A 17,694-nucleotide genomic window follows, 5' to 3' on the forward strand; every position below is an offset into this window, starting at 1 on the left:
AACCAGAACACGTTCAAATATGGTTATTTGAGTGCTTATTTGTGTTGAATAAAATGTTTGTGTTTGTCTTCGTAATCTTGTCATCCTGACGAAGAAAGGATCACACTAGAAACTCCGCAAACTAAATCGCCAATCTTTGTCGATTTACTAGTGTGATTTCTCTCCCGAAGCCTCGGGATCGAAATGACACACTTTTGCGTTAAATACTTCGCATTTTATTTACCATTTCCTGTATTTATGTCCTTTAAAAGCAAAAAGCACAATCATTAAATAGGCCGGTAATAATATTAAGTATGCCAATTGATTGCCACTTTTTGCTGCTTCGACAATTCCGGATGCATGATTTGAAGTATTGATTGTATCCGCAAGCAGGCCGTAAAATAACGGAAATACTGCTCCGCCAATAATTCCCATAATCAGGATTGCACCGCCTATTTTTGTATAACCGCCCAAATCCTGAAGTGCCATTGGCCAAATTGCCGGCCAGCATAATGCATTTGCCAATCCTAAAAGCGCAACCAAAATAATGATTAAAGGCAATTGTGGAATTCCTGGCAATTGAATCATGATTTTAGGAGAAAGTATTACGATTAAAGAAACTAAAATAAGACCTAAAAATCCTGATACTTTTAAGGCAAAAACCTGCGAAACATATTTAGGAATAAGTGTGATTCCTAAAATATATCCAATAACCATTGCAGTCATTGTAAATGAAGTCAGTTTGAGATAAAACGAACCATTTTCTCCATAAACCCCTAATTGTTTTCCGAAACCTCCAATAGAATCTCCAGCTAAAACTTCGGCAGCGATGTAAACCATCAAAGTAATAACTCCAAAAACCAATTGCGGATGTTTGAACGCTTCTTTTATTTGTTTAAAAATGCTTAAATGTGCTACTTGTCCTTCATCATCTAAATTGATTTCAGGAAGTGGAGAAAATTTCACCAAAACGGCCAAAACTAACATAATTCCTGCCATATACATATAAGGCGTTTGCAATTGCAAGGCTAATAAATCTAAAGCACTTTCTTTTTGTACGGATGTCATTACGGCAATTTTATCTGCAGAATAATCGCCAATATTGGATAACACCAAAGAGGTTAATAATAATGGTGCAAGAAATCCTGCCAGTTTATTTGCAATTCCTAAAACGCTGATTCTGGCTGCGGCACTTTCCCGCGGTCCAATTACAACCACATACGGATTTGCAGCGGTTTGTAAAACTGCTAAACCGGTTCCCATTACAAATAAAGCAATCAAGAAAAGACCAAAAGTTCGGGCTTCGGCGGCGGGATAAAATAGTAATGCACCAACGGCAATGACTAGTAATCCTAACGAAATTCCGTTTTTGTAACCTACTTTTTCAATTAAAAATGAGGACGGAATTGCCATAACAAAATAGGCGATGTAAAAAGCAAATGTCACAAAATAAGATTGTGATTCCGTTAATTCACAAGCTAGTTTAAAAAACGGAATCAGCGGTCCGTTCAGCCAGGTTACGAATCCAAAAATAAAAAATAATGAAGTTAAAATAACCATTGGAATCAAAGTACTGCTTTGTTCTTTTTTTAAGGTAAGATCGATTTGTGACATATTTTTGGTTTTTGTTTGGTTTGTCTTTTGTTGGTTATTATTTCAACACATAGGAACATAGTTTTTGAAACTGCATAAAAGGCGTTTCACTTGCATTAACAAACATAGCTATGTGTGGAAACTTGTTTCTTTGGTATTCTTTTTTACACATTTAAACCTATGTTTCTATGTGTTTAAATATTCTCATGCATTGTTTTTTTGTCTAAAAATTATTTGCTGACCAATTTCTGATCGTAAAAAAGAATGGTTTCTTCTAATGCCTGATCTATCGTATATTCCGGTTTAAATCCTAATTGATTGAATTTAGAAGGATTAGCTTTAGAATGTTTGATATCGCCCGGTCTTTCATCCAGAAATTTTATCTGTGATTTTGAATTGGTAATTTTTATAATTTTTTCAGCTAATTCTAAAACTGATGTACTGTGACCAAGCGCCACATTATAGGTCTCATTTCCTGTTTGCGAAGCCAGAATATTTGCTTTTACCACATCTTTTACATAAATAAAATCTCTGGTTTGCAAGCCGTCTCCGTAAATGGTAATTGGTTCGTTTTGAAGTGCTTTATTAATAAAAATTGGCACTGCCGCCGCATAAGCTGATTCAGGATTTTGGCGCGGACCGAACACATTAAAATAACGCAAAGAAGCTGTTGGAACCTGATATTGATCGAGATACATTTTTAGATAATATTCTCCGTCCAGTTTTGTAATGGCGTAAGGCGTCATTGGTTCAGGAAACATGGTTTCTACTTTTGGTAAAACTGGATTGTTGCCATAATTTGCTGCCGATGTTGAAAGTACTACTTTACAATTTTCATTATTTTTTGCCGCTTCTAAAATATTTATAGTTCCTATTGTATTGATTTCTATACATTCTCTAATTTTCAATAACGATTCCGGAACACTTACCAAAGCTGCCAAATGAAAAACACCTGATGCTCCACTCACTACTTCGTTTACTAAATTTTCGTCACGAATATCTCCTTTTACAAAATCAACATTTAATCCGTTTAAGTTATGTTCGAATCCCGTTCTAAGGCTATCAAGTATTGTAACCTGATGTCCTTTATTTGATAAATATTCGGCAATGTGGCTTCCTATAAAACCGGCACCTCCAGTAATTACATATTTTTTCATTTTTTTTATTTTAATGATCCTATAAAATTCAAATTATAGTCTTCCATTTCTTTAAATTGTTCTGTAAGGCTTTCAATTAGTTTAAATTGATTTTTTGAACGATCAAGATTATGTTCCGGATATTCTGTTTTGTAATAGACATCATCATTTAAAAAATCAGTCAAAAAACGCAATGCCATAATAAAAACCATAGTTTTAGCGCCAAGCGGCAGGTATTTTATTTCTAATAATGAAAGAGATGAATTCGTTTTTTCAAGAAAACCTTTTACGTAGGCTTTATAATACTGCAAATTGAAATTGACAAGTTCCAGATTTTTTTCATCTTCGGCGGCCGTATTACAAATGGTTCTTATGGCATCACCAAAATCATAATGAATAATTCCGGGCATAACCGTGTCTGTATCAATTACACAAAGACCTTTTTTATTGGTATCGAAAAGTGCGTTTGAAATTTTGGTGTCGTTATGGGTAACTCGCAGTTTTATTTTTCCGGTATCTTTTAGTTTTTGCAAAATGTGCATTTCTTCTTTTAGTTCGTGAACGAGATTTATGCAACTTTTGGCTTGCTCAATTCGTTGTCCCGAAGCTTCTTTTAAAGCCGTATCAAACTGAGAATAACGAAACGCCATATTATGAAAATTCGGAATTACTTCTATTAATTTTCTGGCATCAAAATCACTGGTGAGGTTTAAAAATTCACCAAACAATTTTCCGCCTTCATAAGCAATTTCCTCATTATTAACGGTTTCAAAAGTCAAACTTCCTTCAATATAAACCATCATATTCCAGAAATTTCCGTCTTGATCATGATAATAGAAAATTCCTTTTTTGGTTCCGATAAAAGTAAGTACGCGACGTTTTAATTCGTCTTGAGACAAATGTTTTAGTTTTCGCAGCAAATGTTTGCTCACGCTGACCTTATTGGCAATAAGGCCCGGAACATCTTTAAAAACGCCATTATTAATTCGCTGCAAAATAAACTGTTTACGACTATCAGTTGTAACCAAATAGGTATCATTGATGTGGCCGGAAGCCAATTCTCCAAAATTTTTGAAAACCTCTACATGGTCGAACTGGTCGAATATAAATTTTAAATTTTCTGCTACCATATTACCAGAGATTAGTTGGATAAACTTTTTGGGCTCTTAATTTTTCGATTTCTTTTTTTACAATTTCCTTATCTTCTTTATAGGTAACTCCAAACCATTTTGCATTCGACTGAAGAACTTCGAGCGATGCATTATCTGATTTCAATATTTCATTTACAACGGATGTAATAAAGAATTCTGCTTTTAAATCATGTTCGTTTTCTTTCAGGAATTCCTCAAAAAGAGCACCTCCAAATTCAAAACATTTTGGCGTAAAACCCCAGAAATTCATTGATACAATTGTATTTTCATCAATCGGAATAAACTTTCCGTTATCATCTTTACGCATCAGTTTACCATCTATTTTTTCGATGTGAGTGCGTTCTGTAACATCGGTTAGATAATTATTTTCATCAACCTGACATTCTCCTCTTGAAACAAAACCATGATCAGAAACGGTGTTTTTAAGCAAATACGCCATCATATTAAAATGGTATGATTCTTTATCCATTTCTGTCAATGCTTTTGCCATGATTTCAAAAGCTTCTTTTCCGTAAAAATCATCGGCATTTATAATGGCAAAATTTTCTGTTACTTCATCTTTTGCCATTAATAGTGCGTGTCCGGTTCCCCAAGGTTTTTTTCTTTCGGGATTTTGGTATTTTGCCGGAACATTATCTATTTCCTGAAACACATATCCTACTTCAGCTTTTCCTTCTAACTTTTTATTAAAAATCTCTTTGCACTCTTCTTCAATATTTTTGCTTATAATAAATACAAATTTTCCAAAGCCAGCCTGTAATGCATCATATATCGAAAAATCCATAATAGTATCTCCTTCTGGAGTAAATGTATCTAACTGTTTTAATCCTCCATATCGACTTCCAATACCTGCCGCCAAAATCACGAGAGTAGGTTTACTTTTGCTCATTTAAATAGTATATTAATTGGTTTATTATTTTTAATTGTTTTTGGTCAGTTTTTTTATTCTCCGGTGATTTTAAAAAGAAGCAAAATAACAAGCGATCTTATTTTGAAAACTTCTCTTAGAAAGTGAAAAATAAATATTAATCTGACAGTTTTTAAGTTAATATCCTAAACTATATGATTAATATTCGGCTAAAATATATATTAATATTCTATAAAAAAAGAAAATTGTGTTAAAATGTGCTCGAACACAATTAAAATGTTTTCGAACACATAAAATAAAATATTTTCTGATATTTGATTTTTATATATATTTGTTTCTATATGGAAAAAATTTACACAATTAAGGATATTGCAGAACTTGCAGGTGTTTCTAAAGGCACTGTAGATCGTGTTTTGCATAAAAGAGGAAAAGTCTCTCAGGATGCTCTTGACAGGGTTAATGAAGTTTTGGATAAAATTGATTATCAGCCTAATTTAATGGCGAGAAGTTTAAAGAAGACACAAATCTATTCTATCTGTGTTCTGATTCCTGATTCTAAAAATGATCCGTATTGGCAACCTTGTATTGATGGTATCAATGAAGCTAAAAAAGAGTTTAAATCTTTTAATGTTAAGGTTGAAATTTTCTTGTTTGATGCCACAAGTACGGCATCTTTTGTAGAAACAAATAAAGCGGTTTTAAACGCGTCGCCAGATGCTGTTTTATTGGTTCCTTTATTTCATAAAGAAGCTATTGACGCTATTGAAACGTATAATTCCAAAGGCATTATCGCAAGCATTTTTAATAATCAGCTTAAATCGAGTTCGATAAAAAGTTTTGTTGGTCAGGATTTATTTCAAAGTGGACGAATTGCTGCAAGATTATTAGAATTATTGATTCAAAAAGGTACAATCGCCATCATTCATATTGATGAAGATTATGAGAATGCTATTCACATGCAGGAAAAAGAAAAGGGTTTCAGGGATTATTTCGATAATCTCGAAAAAGGAAAATTTGAAATCAAGACTTTTAAGGTAAAACATCCACAGTTTAAAACGACGCTTAAAGAATATTTAGAAGAAAACCCTAATATTAGCGGGCTTTTTGTAACAACTTCAAAAGCATATCAGGTTGCAAAAATTATTGCTAAAAATCCTGAAAAGAAGATTGCTCTTGTAGGCTATGATTTGCTTGAAAACAATCTGGAATATTTAAATAATAAAACAATTGATTTTTTGATTCACCAAAATCCGAAAAGACAGGCGTATTTAGGAACAACAAGTTTAATCGAACACTTTATTTTTGAAAAAGAAATTAGTGCCGAAAAGCTTTTGCCAATTGATATCATTAATACCGAAAACGCGAAGGATTATTTTTTATAAGCTTTGTGTTTATTTTTCTCGCAGATTTGGCAGATTGAGCAGATTTTACTTTTTCTCTGTTGCTTATTTTCAATACCTGGAATATAGATTTTTATATACCAAAAAGAGAGGCAAAACATGTGTGTTTTGCACAACGCATTAAAAGATTTGCTGCATATTAAACTCTTAAGATTAAAAATAAAATCTGCTCAATCTGCCAAATCTGCGTGAAAAAAAATTAAACACATAGAAACATAGAATTTTATGTGTATAAAAAAGAATATAAAAAAAACCAGTTTTCACACATAGCTATGTTTATTGATGCAAGTGAAACGCCTTTCTAAACTCATACTAAATCTATGTTTCTATGTGTTTAAATAGATTTTTTCATTACTCTAAAGTCAAAGTACCAAAAGAGCTGGCAATATGAAAATTAGGTGTTTCGGTATTCGGATTTATCCATGTAATCCAGGTTGGCTCAAATAAATTATTTTCCTGTTTTTTGTATTTTGCCCTGTAAAATCCGGTTTCTATAATGTTGTCTTTAATTAAGTGGAAGTTTTTTAAAGACTGAATACTGATTGCTATTTCGACAACAAAATAATCTTCTTTGATATTTGATTTTACACTAATATCATTTTCAGGCCAATTCCAGTCATAATCGAATTTTTTGTTGGGATATGCAATGAAATCCATTATTCTTGGTGTTGGATCAATTTCTAAACAATAATACGGATTTAAAGCTTCGTCTGTCCTGAAAAAAATCTCTACTCTGTCAGACTCTGCAATGCTATCAACAGAATCATCTTTTCTGTCAATATGAATATTGGTATCATAAACTTTATACGAAAAATAGATGTATTCAGTATCCCATAAAGCCCTTAATTCAATTTTTTCGGGTTCTAAATCATCCCAAGGAGAAATAAAATCGGTTAATGTTTCGGCATTATTCCAAAGAGAATTATTCCCTAAACCATTTATTTGTAATGCGTTTTTTTCTATACGGTTTACATTGTAATTTTTCATTCTAAAAAGGTACGTAATTTTAAAAAACAAAAAAAGGGAGCAAAAGATAAAATCTCTTTTGTTCCCTAAAAATTAATATTATTTCAGGTATATTTTATTGTTACTGATTTCGTTATCAGCATTAATTTGAATAATAACCATTTGTGATTTTTTTAAGGCAGAAACATTAATTGTCGCTGAATTAGCTGTATTATAAACTCCTTTTAAAAGTACACGGCCATTTAAATCTAAAACTGAAATGGTAGCGGACTGAATTTCTTTTCCAAAATTAATATTGATTTCATCTGAAGCAGGATTAGGAAAAACAGCAAAGTTTGGGGCAATTTCTTCGGCTACTTCTACTGTAGCAACCTTTTTAGCTGTAGATCCTGTTTGCAGTTCAGAATTTCCAATATCAATTCGGCCGTTTCTTTTACGGTTATCTCCATCAAAATCAATCGTGCCAGAATAAGTTGCGTTATACGTTGGATCTCCTTTGTCTGCTGCAAAAGCTCCGGTTGATAATGTAAAATCAAAAATCGAAGCGTTTATAAATCCTGGTAAACCAACAACTGAATTAACATCTTGTCCGGTTGCCGCTGCAAATGTTGCCTGATTATAAGATCCTGTTGTTGAACTTCCGTTGAAACTTACTCCGGTTAAATCAATAATAAAATCTGTATTTCCTTCTCTGTAAAACAAATTATAATTAGATACAAAACTCGAAACGGTATAACCATAAGAAGCTAAAAGTGCTTTTTTACCCGTTGTAGCATACAAAATATTATTTTTGAAGGTAATTCCCGAACTGTTTTGCAAATGTACTTCACCTCCGTAAATATCTGCAACCGTTCCTACTGCAACACCGCCAATAGTAGTAACGCCATTGATAACGGCTCCGGTTCTGTTTTTATAAAAAGTATTATTATAGATTTTTGTGTTGCCAACACTTGTTGTATAACCGCTTCCTATAACGCCACCAAAAATAGCTCCGGTTACTACATTACTATAAACAGAATTATTGCTGATAATATGTCCCGTTGCAACACCTCCGTTTCCGGTAGCGGTATTTTGCTCTGAACCTACAGCAAGTCCTACTCCACAGTTATAAACTTCATTTCTGTCTACTGTACAATTTAGTGCACCATCCAGATAAATACCGGCACTATTGGCAACAGCGCTCATACAATCATAAACTTCGTTTGCAGAGATGATTCCGTTTCTTGCCTGGTTATTGCTCGTAGCTCCGGTTGAAGTATAATTTCCGGCTGCCACAATTCCGATGTTAGCGATATCAAATACTGTGTTTCTTGAAACCGAAAAACCATTTACGTTTCCGGTAATCGTTACGGCTTCTCCCCAACCTGTGGCGCAATTGTTTACGATATTGTCTTCAATTTTAACATTTGTAATTGCGTAAGTACCATTACCTGCATCCACTTTTATAGCGTTGGCTACAATTCCACTGTTGGCAGGAATAGAAGCAAGATCATTACTAATCCATCCAATGTTTTTAACAACAGAATTTTTGATGGTAATGTTGTTTAAATTAGCTGTTGCTCCGGAATTAGCCAGAATCCAGATTCCTTTACTTCCGTTTCCAATTTTGTTAGCAATAGTCAATCCATCAATAGTTACATTGCTGGTGTTTACAATTCCTAAAACATAAGTATCTGTGCTTGTCCAGCCAGAAGCGTTGATAACTACCGCAGCTGAACCACTTTTTTGAATGGTTAAAGGTTTACCAACAAAAATAGGACCTGTAACCGGGTAAGTTCCTGATAAAACCAATACTGTTCCGCCTGACGGAGCTACCTGAACTCCTTTTGTAATGGTTTTAAATGGTAAGGCAGCTGTACCGGTTCCTGTAGTATCATTTCCGGTTGTCGAGACATAAGTCTGCGCAAAACCCTGCACAAAACACAATAGAGTAATAAATGTAATTTTCTTGATTTTCATAATTTGATATTTTGGGATTAACAATTAAAAAAAACTATAATTAAATATTGCAATATTTCTACAGTAAAAAACAAGCTTAATCCTTTTTTTAGCTTAAAAATCAAATAATTACATTTAATATTAAAAGTGAATTATTGATTTATAAAAACTTTTTCAGAACAAATAATAAGGAAATAAAGTAGCTTATTTCAGACGAATGTAAAAAATGTAATTTAATTAACAAGGTGAAAATCAAAAAAAATGTGTTCGAACACAAAAATATGCGAAAAACAGATAAAAAGTAATATTTTACTTATGATAAATTTGCTGTATTTTTCAAAACATGTAATGTGCTAGAACACATTTAAGAAAAAAGCTATAAATATAAAATTGCTGTAATTTTTCAAAACTAAAAAAATACTACAGTAGTAAAGAAAATTGAATATTATTATTTTGTATAAAAAATAGCTCCCTGATTAAAAAAAATCAGGGAGCTATTTGTGTTTGTTTTGAAAAAATTTAACGCCAACCCAATTCTGGAGCAATATATTTTAATATAGCCGACAGTATATGTACGTTGTAGTCAACGCCCAATGTGTTGGGTATTGTTAACAGTAATGTATCTGCTTCCTGAATAGCTTCATCCTGGGCTAACTCTGCGATGAGTTTTTCCGGTTCAGCAGCATAACTTTTTCCAAAGATTGCCCGTTTATCACTTTCTATATTACCAAAGCTATCAGAACCTTTACCCTGATCTCCAAAATAATATCTGTCCTGATCATTGACCAGTGCAAAAATTGAACGACTTACTGAAACTCGTGGCTCGTGCTTATGTCCTGCTTTTTTCCAGGCCTCTTTATACAACCTGATTTGTTCTGCTTGTTGAATATGGAAAGGTTTTCCATTCTCATCATATTTTAGCGTAGAACTTTGCAGGTGCATCCCGTTTTCGGCCGCCCAAATAGCAGTAGCGTTAGATGCAGCTCCCCACCAAATCCTGTCTCGTAATCCTTCAGAATGTGGCTCCAGGCGCAATAAACCCGGTGGATTTGGAAACATTGGATATGGATTTGGCTCTGCAAATCCCACACCGCTAAGTTTGTCCAAAAATTCCAAAGCTTTTTTGCGTCCCATATCGGCATCAGTTTCTCCTTCTTCAGGTTCATATCCAAAAGAGCGCCAACCGTCAATCACTTGTTCAGGCGATCCTCTGCTGATTCCCAATTGCAAACGTCCTTCTGAAATTATATCAGCTGCACCGGCATCTTCAACCATATAGAGTGGGTTTTCATACCGCATATCTATAACTCCGGTCCCAATTTCTATTTTGCTTGTTTTTGCACCAATAGCAGAAAGTAAAGGAAAAGGCGATGCCAACTGTCGTGCAAAATGATGTACTCGAAAATAAGCGCCATCTAAACCGATTTCTTCTGCAGCTACGGCCAAATCTATAGACTGAAGCAATGTATCGCTTGCCGTACGAGCTTTATAGGAAGGATGATCGGCCCAGTGCCCAAACGATAAAAACCCTATTTTCTTCATAGATAGCATTATTATTATTTACAATTTCAAATATACGCATCATTATCGAGTGCGTCTACACCCTTTTGTAGAAAGTGTTTCTTATCAAAAGTGATAATTCAATAATAATTAAGAAAAATTGTATAAAATTTCCTGATGCAAAAATTATAAATTTAATATTCATTAACCAAAACCAACTTATATGACATTTCAAGACTACTTTTATACCAACGGAGAATCTACAACTACTTCAACATCTTACGAAGAGCAACTGCTTTTAAATTATGAAGATTATCTTGATGGTAATTTTAAAACTCCATTAACAGCTAATAATCATTATATGTTAGAACTTCGAGATGAATATCCTGAAGCATAATCAGATTAAGGAGGAAAATGAAATTTTAGTATTGAAACGTTTATTCGATTTACATCTCTAGATTTTTATTTTCCTCTGCTATCCAGTTATAAATTTCTGTTTGAGAACGTCTTGATGCATCATTACCAATTGCATACAATTCATTTAATCCTTCAGAATTAATAACTCTTCTTTTTGTATTATCGTCTAACTGGAGTTCTATAATTTTATTTATTTCTGCAATAAGTTTTTCATCTGATATTGGAAAAGCAACTTCTACTCTTCTATTTAAGTTTCTATTCAGCATATCTGCAGAGGACAGATATATTTTTTGATCGCCATTGTTAGCAAATTTGTATATCCTTGAATGTTCTAAAAACATATCTACAATACGGTAGATTTCGATATTTTCTGATACATTTTTAATTCCCGGCAATAAAGTACAAATTCCACGTACGATCATTATCACATCAACACCGGCTTTGCTTGCTTCAATAAGCTTATCAATAATATCCTTTTCGTCAACTCCATTTACTTTTAAAAAGATATAAGCTTGCTTGCCCTCTTTTTTATTTTCTATTTCGTTATCTATTAATGCTATTAACTTCTCTTTCATATTGAAGCCTGCTGCCAAAATATGTTTTGGTTCTGCTGTTTTTTTCTTGGTTTTTAAAAATGAAAAAACTGTTTTTAAATCATCTGCGTATTTTTTTTCTGCAGTAAAGAATCCAAAATCAGAATAAATATTTGCCGTACTTTCATTAAAATTTCCCGTTGATAAATAACTATAGTTCTTCTTATTTCCGTATTTGTCTTTCATGGTTACCATCGCCACTTTAGCATGAACTTTTAAATTTGGCATACTTTGAATAATCTTTATACCGGCATTTTTCATTTCACGGGACCAGAATAAATTATTGTATTCATCAAAGCGTGCTTTAACCTCTACAAAAACAGTTACTTTTTTACCATTTTTTGCCGCACTTATCAATGCATTTGCAATTAACGATTGCGATGAAATACGGTATAAAGTAATTTTTATCTCAAGAACATTTCTGTTAATTGCCGCCTGATTAAAAAATTGCAATACATAATAATACGATTGATACGGAAAGTGCAGCAATTGATTTTGCTTGTCAATAATTTCAAAAATTGATTTACTGCTTTCAAAAGGTAAATGTTTGAGACCAGTATAATTTTCTCCCTGAAGATTTGGTTTTACAGGATTTGGAAAGTTGAATAAATCATAAAAATTATGATGGCTTCCTCCTTTTATCATTTCATCTTTTTTAAGTCTAAAAGCTTTTTTACATACCAAAATTGTTTCAGCATCCATATTAGAATCATAAAGGAATCTTGTCGATGATCCGCGTTTGCGTTCTTCTATTTTTGCTTCAATTTTCGCTATCAAATCTCCTGAGTTTTCATCTTCTATCAGATAATTTTCATCCCGATTTAATTTTATAGCATTACAGGAAACCACTTTTCCGGTTGGAAATATCAAAGGCAAACAATTCTTTATTATGGTATCAATCGAAATAATATAATGCGTATCTCCCAGACTTTGCAATTGTTTATAGCGATCCAGTTTATCCGAAGGAATATTAAGATAAGCGTAACTAAAGTTACCTGCACTATCTTTTAACTTTACCAAAAAGTATAAACTGCGATTGTTTAAGAAATACGTTTTAGGTTGATTTACTGAAATGTGTATTACCTGAATATAAGACAAAATGATGCTTTTAAAATAATATTCAATTTCATGTAAATGTTCTTCTATAAGCTCTTGATTTTCATAATAGACAATATTATTAGCTGCTAATTCTGGCAGTATTGAATTCTTCCAAATTGCTCCGAATCTATTTTGCTGAAGATTTACTTCTGCTAGGATTTTATCCAGTAAGTCTTGATTTTTTTTTGAATTTTTGATCAGCAGTTTTCTGATTTTAACCCTGAAAAATTCGTCCAGATTTGACGAATGAATGGCTAAAAATTTAATTCTTTCGTATAATGAATTGTTTGAGTCATCAGCTTCATCCAAAATACAATTATTGAAGGAAAGCCAGGATATTTCTGAAGGTATGAGATAGTTTTGCACGTTTAATAAGCTTCTGTTACAGGAAAATAAATTGGTTTATACTTTTATTGATCGACTTGTAAATTTGAGAATTAATTATCTTAAAATATAAACATACATAGCCAGTTAACCATAATTTAATTTATTGGTAACATATCTTAATCTACATAATATCATTGTTATAACTTATAAATGTATGCTATTATAACTGCAATGTATGCCTTGTATGCATCACTTTTTTATTGACTCCACAAACAATAAACACTATTAATCCTGTTAACTTTTTGTTAACGGTATTATAATACCGTCAAGATAGTACGATTTCTCTTTTAACGTACTTACAAGTAGTAAGAATTATAATTCAAAAATAATACATGATCGACAATTTTTTCAGGAAATAAAGTTTCTGCTGCTGATTATTTTTTCATCTAATAATTTATCAAAATCATTGAATTTAAATATGTTATAAACCATTAAAACTAGAATTATGAAAAAACAGAATCGAAAAAAGGTGTTAAGTAAAGTCTTAATTATTGTGTTATCTGCAATTACATTCTCATGTGAGGAGGCGACATCAGATCAAACAGAAACTACCGCTGTGGCAAAAGAACAACAAAGTTTCAAAAAAATGAGTGTTGCCGTAAGTTCTAATTTGGCCAGAAGATGGGCTCCTATTCATTATAAAGATGTTGATGCGACAGGAACTTATGCCGAAGGAGGAAAATCTGATTACCTTACCGCTATTAATTATGATAATGACTGGAATGGAGAAAACAACTGGAATAATCTTCCGGCTTATGCCAATTCATTAGCGGCACATTGTTACTATTCGGTAGTAGAATCGAATACACATTGGTTTATTACTTATGCTTTTTTCTCTCCTCGCGATTGGACAGATAATCCGCTTTTGTATTCATTAGATCAGCACGAAAATGATTTAGAAGGTGTATTAATGATTGTAGAAAAAGATGGTTCTACTTATGGTTCGTTAAAAGGAGCTGTTACAGTAAGTCATTCAGATTTCTTTTCGTACGTACCAACTGGAAGTTCTTTTGTAAGTGGCTTAGAAAGTGTTGACGGAACATTACAAATGAGAGATTATAACGGAGAAATGCATCCTATTACTGCACAAGACACTAAAGGTCATAGTCTTAAAGCGTGGCCGCAGCACGATATAGATGGAGATGGAATTATCTACTATCCTTCTGCAAGCGGTGTGGCACAAATACCAGCTGATAATTATGACACTTATGTGGAGTATAAACTTGTTGATATTTTTGAAAGCGGAGGATTATGGGATCAACGTTTTAACACTCAATTGTTTTCTAGTCCAGCTGGAGGTTTTACAGGAAATGATTTTAAAACTGGGGGTGCAAACGCTCCGTGGGCATGGAATGATGGAAATGATGCTATTGTGCAAGGTGGAGAATTTGCAACTGATCCTGCCAAATTAGCTGATAATTATTTTGATGGCGTTGGCAATCTTTCTCGTACGTATACTGATAATAAATATAATGCTGCTGCGGGAGGTATTGTAACTCTTTACCAAAATTGCAACTATACGGGTTATGCAATTGCTTTGCCTGCCGGCGATTATACATTGGCTCAGCTAAAATCGTATGGTATCGTAAATGATGATTTGTCTTCTGTTCGTTTAGAAAACGGATACAAAATTACGATGTATCAGAATGATAATTTTGGTGGTGAATCTGTCGTAATAACAGGAAATAATAGCTGTCTTGGAGGTTTTAATGATAAAGCAAGTTCTGTGAAGATTACTGCTCTATAAATTTCCTTGTTTGCATATTCAGTTAAAATAAAAACCTCCAAAATAAAAGATTTTGGAGGTTTTAAATCATACTAACTATTTTAAATATGCATTTTTTTTGCAGCTCCGAAATTAATTTTCGATTGCTTCTGTTGATAGTACTGCGTACTGTTTTTTTCTTGCCTTCGTATTCTTTAATACATTTTTCAAGTTCATTATATAATAACTGAAATCTCTCATACAATCTGTCAAGTTCTGCCATACCCTTTCGGGTTTGTAAATCTTCAGATTCCTCCAATACATCCTGGGCAATCAATGACATATTTTCAAATTTTTCAAAAGCTGCCGCCAGAATCCGATGTTCTCTGGAATTTATTCCCTGCATAATAAGGTATTCGGTAATTAAATTTTAAAAATGATTTTACAAGAAAGTTCTGCTGTACTATCGAACTATTTTTTTCAATACTTTTTCCGGATAATCGGTGATAATGCCATCAACATTCAAATTCAGCATTTTGTCTATATCTTTATCCTCATTCACAGTCCAGGGTATAATTCTAATTTTTAGAGATCGTAGAGAATCTATCTCTGTTTTGTTTAGTAATTTAAAATGTGGACTATAAATTTCAGGTATAAAATCAAGCATCGCCAAATTTTTCACTACAGTGCCTTCTCCAACCAAAAAAGCAATTCTGGTTTTAGGATACATCTTATGTAACACATTTAAAACAAAGGGATCAAAAGACTGAATATTTATTTTTTGTTCCATATTTTTATCTTTAATCACCTTCATAACCATCGCAGAAAATATTTCAGGTTGTGGCTGTCTTTTACCATAATCTGCTTTTTCAGATTTGATTTCAATATTGTATTTGACAGGTTTGAGCTTATTGGTTGAAATATAATTTTCGACACTGTCTATCATTTTAGATAATAAAGGTTTATAGGTTTTCATTTTTTGCTGTGCCGGAAAACCTGCATTTCCTCTTGAACCGCTGTCATATCTTCTAATGCTGTCATAAGTCATTTCGTAAAGATTATAGCTCTTTTCATTTTCCTTTGTAATCGGCTTTCCATCCAAATCTGACATATATTGTGAAGACATAAAAGTCTCGTGAGAAACTACTACTTTTTGGTCTTTAGAAATCACTACATCAAGTTCTATAACATCTGCACCTTTTTTTACAGCGCTTATAAAAGCCTGAATCGTGTTTTCAGGAAAATTGCCACGGTCACCGCGATGTCCTTGTACTTCAATCACATGTTTTTGTGCTGTTTTTGCTGTACTTCCACAATTAAATGCTGTTAAGAGCACTATTAAAACACCTATAAACTTTATTGTCCTGATCATTTTATCTTTGAATTATTTTACTTTATCTATTCTGTAACTGCTATTTGCAGTATGAACTTTACCAAACATATCTGTAGCTTTAATTTCGATAGTATGATTTCCGATTGCTAAATCTGATCGAATATCTCCTCTCCAAACATGGGTACTTTTTTCAGGATCTGAAGAACGTCTTCCCGGCATAAGTACTTCTGAAAGTTCCCATTCGTAAACAAGTTCTACATAAGAAGGATCTTGTACTTCTGCATAATCCATTTCTTTCCATTCTCCTTCATCAATTCGGTACACTACTTTATCTTTTTTGCTTCCCATAAAGAAATTGACAAACACGCCAGATTTGGTACGTTTTCCTTTTGCAACCACTTTTGGGGCAAAAACTTTCATTTGATAATTCTCCGGTTTTCCTGCTGTTTTATAATCTACCGTATATTGGTTTCCGGCAAAATGAATGAATGCATATCCTTTTGGTGTTCCGTCTCTCATAACGGAAATTGGAATTCCTTTTTCATCCAGTTTTCCTGAATACCAATCGCCAGAAGTTGTTCCGATATTATAATGATGATGTGGTTTTTCCTGTAACCATCCATCTTTTTTATCAAAAAAATCCTGACGCTGCATGTGCGTATGTGCCGAAAGCGAAAGTGTATTTGGAAAATCTTTTAGCAGTTCAAACAACTTTTGACGGTCTTCATCTCTAAAGGAATCGTCTTTGCTGTCCGGTTCACTCAATGGAATATGAAAAGCCATTACAATCAAATTGTCTTTTGGCACTACTTTAAGGTCATTTTCTATAAACTTCATTTGCTCTTCTGTAAAACCTCCCCAATATCCTTCATTGTCTCTTGGATCTGGATACAAAACATCATCAAGGATAATAAAGTGTACTTTGCCATAATTAAAAGCATAATTAGCAGGACCAAAATGAGCTTCGTAAGTTTCATCAGCCAGATTATCTGCTTTAGCATCAAAATTAAGATCATGATTTCCTAAAAGATTGTACCACGGAATCCCTATTTTTTTGACTGCCTGAATATACGGATTAAATAAACTCAAATCATTACCAACCAAATCTCCCATGCTTAAACCAAAAGGAACATCTTTGATACCTTGTACTTCTGCAACAATTCCTCTTGTAAAATAATCAACTTCTTCAAGATTATAAGGCTGAGGATCTCCAAAAACAAGTGCTGTGAAATCAGTTGTTTCTTTTTGCGGAACCAATGCAAAATCAACTGATTCCGGAAGTTTTCCTGTTGGTGCAACTCCTTCAAACTTTGATTTTGGCGAACCCGCAGGTTTGTAATTATAGAAAAACTGTGGCACATTATCCGCATTCGCCTGAATTTTATAACCTGAAGGTTTGATTACGGCAATAATAGCATCATTTTGTAACGGAAGCTCATAGTTTCCTTTCTTATCCGTTAAAACTACTTCACGTCCATTGGTAATGGCAATATTTGAAATGCCTTTTTCTTTTTTGTCTTTTTTTCCGTTTTGATTCAAATCTTCAAATACGTTTCCTTTTACGGCTGTTTGTGCTGTTAAAATACTGCAAAACAACAATGTGCTGTATATAAATATCTTTTTCATTTTA

14 protein-coding genes are annotated in these 17,694 nt (G+C 33.0%); 3 read left to right on the forward strand and 11 right to left on the reverse strand.

Annotated features, from left to right (window positions below):
• Nucleotides 1-219 precede the first annotated feature (219 nt).
• The 4 genes from GKZ86_RS07345 to GKZ86_RS07360 form a co-directional block, all read right to left on the reverse strand.
• A complete protein-coding gene (locus tag GKZ86_RS07345) occupies nt 220-1,593 on the reverse strand; it encodes a sugar MFS transporter (RefSeq protein ID WP_228526576.1) in 1,374 nt (457 codons plus the stop codon).
• 209 nt (nt 1,594-1,802) lie between these two features.
• Nucleotides 1,803-2,729 carry an NAD-dependent epimerase/dehydratase family protein gene (locus tag GKZ86_RS07350; protein ID WP_154782464.1) on the reverse strand — a complete coding sequence of 309 codons (927 nt, stop codon included), beginning with the start codon at nt 2,727-2,729 and terminating at the stop codon, nt 1,803-1,805.
• 5 nt (nt 2,730-2,734) lie between these two features.
• The gene (locus tag GKZ86_RS07355; RefSeq protein ID WP_154782465.1) at nt 2,735-3,838 is read right to left on the reverse strand and encodes a phosphotransferase enzyme family protein; all 1,104 of its coding nucleotides are present in this window, start codon (nt 3,836-3,838) and stop codon (nt 2,735-2,737) included.
• A 1-nt stretch (nt 3,839) separates the two neighbouring features.
• On the reverse strand, nt 3,840-4,748 hold the full coding sequence (locus GKZ86_RS07360; protein ID WP_154782466.1) for a sugar phosphate nucleotidyltransferase: 909 nt from the start codon (nt 4,746-4,748) through the stop codon (nt 3,840-3,842).
• 320 nt (nt 4,749-5,068) lie between these two features.
• On the opposite strand from GKZ86_RS07360, the gene GKZ86_RS07365 reads away from it, so the two are divergent.
• A complete protein-coding gene (locus tag GKZ86_RS07365) occupies nt 5,069-6,109 on the forward strand; it encodes a substrate-binding domain-containing protein (RefSeq protein ID WP_154782467.1) in 1,041 nt (346 codons plus the stop codon).
• 369 nt (nt 6,110-6,478) lie between these two features.
• Here the strand turns inward: GKZ86_RS07365 and GKZ86_RS07370 are convergent, their stop codons facing one another.
• The 3 genes from GKZ86_RS07370 to GKZ86_RS07380 all read right to left on the reverse strand — a co-directional run bounded on the left by GKZ86_RS07370 (nt 6,479) and on the right by GKZ86_RS07380 (nt 10,573).
• On the reverse strand, nt 6,479-7,114 hold the full coding sequence (locus tag GKZ86_RS07370) for a carbohydrate-binding family 9-like protein (protein ID WP_154782468.1): 636 nt from the start codon (nt 7,112-7,114) through the stop codon (nt 6,479-6,481).
• A gap of 78 nt (nt 7,115-7,192) precedes the next feature.
• Entirely contained in the window at nt 7,193-9,052 is a 1,860-nt protein-coding gene (locus GKZ86_RS07375) for a T9SS type A sorting domain-containing protein (RefSeq protein ID WP_154782469.1), read from the reverse strand.
• A gap of 498 nt (nt 9,053-9,550) precedes the next feature.
• Complete coding sequence (locus GKZ86_RS07380; protein ID WP_154782470.1) at nt 9,551-10,573, reverse strand: LLM class flavin-dependent oxidoreductase; 1,023 nt, start codon at nt 10,571-10,573, stop codon at nt 9,551-9,553.
• Between the two features lie 181 nt (nt 10,574-10,754).
• Here GKZ86_RS07380 and GKZ86_RS07385 point away from each other — a divergent pair, with 181 nt between their 5' ends.
• A complete protein-coding gene (locus GKZ86_RS07385; protein WP_154782471.1) occupies nt 10,755-10,928 on the forward strand; it encodes a hypothetical protein in 174 nt (57 codons plus the stop codon).
• A 49-nt stretch (nt 10,929-10,977) separates the two neighbouring features.
• Here the strand turns inward: GKZ86_RS07385 and ppk1 are convergent, their stop codons facing one another.
• On the reverse strand, nt 10,978-13,005 hold the full coding sequence (gene ppk1 / locus GKZ86_RS07390; protein ID WP_154782472.1) for a polyphosphate kinase 1: 2,028 nt from the start codon (nt 13,003-13,005) through the stop codon (nt 10,978-10,980).
• Between the two features lie 466 nt (nt 13,006-13,471).
• Between ppk1 and GKZ86_RS07395 the strand changes: the two genes are divergently transcribed.
• The gene (locus GKZ86_RS07395; RefSeq protein WP_154782473.1) at nt 13,472-14,773 is read left to right on the forward strand and encodes a hypothetical protein; all 1,302 of its coding nucleotides are present in this window, start codon (nt 13,472-13,474) and stop codon (nt 14,771-14,773) included.
• A 61-nt stretch (nt 14,774-14,834) separates the two neighbouring features.
• Here GKZ86_RS07395 and GKZ86_RS07400 read toward each other — a convergent pair whose 3' ends face one another.
• From GKZ86_RS07400 to GKZ86_RS07410, 3 genes are read right to left on the reverse strand one after another with little or no spacing between them, the layout of a single operon-like run.
• The gene (locus tag GKZ86_RS07400; protein ID WP_154782474.1) at nt 14,835-15,137 is read right to left on the reverse strand and encodes a hypothetical protein; all 303 of its coding nucleotides are present in this window, start codon (nt 15,135-15,137) and stop codon (nt 14,835-14,837) included.
• Between the two features lie 57 nt (nt 15,138-15,194).
• Nucleotides 15,195-16,103: a glycerophosphodiester phosphodiesterase family protein gene (locus GKZ86_RS07405; protein ID WP_154782475.1), complete on the reverse strand. Its 909-nt coding sequence runs from the start codon at nt 16,101-16,103 to the stop codon at nt 15,195-15,197.
• 12 nt (nt 16,104-16,115) lie between these two features.
• A complete protein-coding gene (locus tag GKZ86_RS07410) occupies nt 16,116-17,690 on the reverse strand; it encodes a calcineurin-like phosphoesterase family protein (RefSeq protein WP_154782476.1) in 1,575 nt (524 codons plus the stop codon).
• Nucleotides 17,691-17,694: the final 4 nt, after the last annotated feature.

Source organism: Flavobacterium sp. LC2016-13 (assembly GCF_009707955.1).
Lineage (GTDB): Bacteria > Bacteroidota > Bacteroidia > Flavobacteriales > Flavobacteriaceae > Flavobacterium.

What these genes read in the sequence shown, in the direction of transcription:
- GKZ86_RS07410 (WP_154782476.1), bottom strand. Translation starts at nt 17,690, where the DNA reads ATGAAAAAGATATTTATATACAGCACATTGTTGTTTTGCAGTATTTTA.
- GKZ86_RS07405 (WP_154782475.1), bottom strand. Translation starts at nt 16,103, where the DNA reads ATGATCAGGACAATAAAGTTTATAGGTGTTTTAATAGTGCTCTTAACA.
- GKZ86_RS07395 (WP_154782473.1), top strand. Translation starts at nt 13,472, where the DNA reads ATGAAAAAACAGAATCGAAAAAAGGTGTTAAGTAAAGTCTTAATTATT.
- GKZ86_RS07355 (WP_154782465.1), bottom strand. Translation starts at nt 3,838, where the DNA reads ATGGTAGCAGAAAATTTAAAATTTATATTCGACCAGTTCGACCATGTA.
- GKZ86_RS07380 (WP_154782470.1), bottom strand. Translation starts at nt 10,573, where the DNA reads ATGAAGAAAATAGGGTTTTTATCGTTTGGGCACTGGGCCGATCATCCT.
- GKZ86_RS07375 (WP_154782469.1), bottom strand. Translation starts at nt 9,052, where the DNA reads ATGAAAATCAAGAAAATTACATTTATTACTCTATTGTGTTTTGTGCAG.
- GKZ86_RS07345 (WP_228526576.1), bottom strand. Translation starts at nt 1,593, where the DNA reads ATGTCACAAATCGATCTTACCTTAAAAAAAGAACAAAGCAGTACTTTG.
- GKZ86_RS07370 (WP_154782468.1), bottom strand. Translation starts at nt 7,114, where the DNA reads ATGAAAAATTACAATGTAAACCGTATAGAAAAAAACGCATTACAAATA.
- GKZ86_RS07365 (WP_154782467.1), top strand. Translation starts at nt 5,069, where the DNA reads ATGGAAAAAATTTACACAATTAAGGATATTGCAGAACTTGCAGGTGTT.
- GKZ86_RS07400 (WP_154782474.1), bottom strand. Translation starts at nt 15,137, where the DNA reads ATGCAGGGAATAAATTCCAGAGAACATCGGATTCTGGCGGCAGCTTTT.
- GKZ86_RS07360 (WP_154782466.1), bottom strand. Translation starts at nt 4,748, where the DNA reads ATGAGCAAAAGTAAACCTACTCTCGTGATTTTGGCGGCAGGTATTGGA.
- GKZ86_RS07350 (WP_154782464.1), bottom strand. Translation starts at nt 2,729, where the DNA reads ATGAAAAAATATGTAATTACTGGAGGTGCCGGTTTTATAGGAAGCCAC.
- GKZ86_RS07385 (WP_154782471.1), top strand. Translation starts at nt 10,755, where the DNA reads ATGACATTTCAAGACTACTTTTATACCAACGGAGAATCTACAACTACT.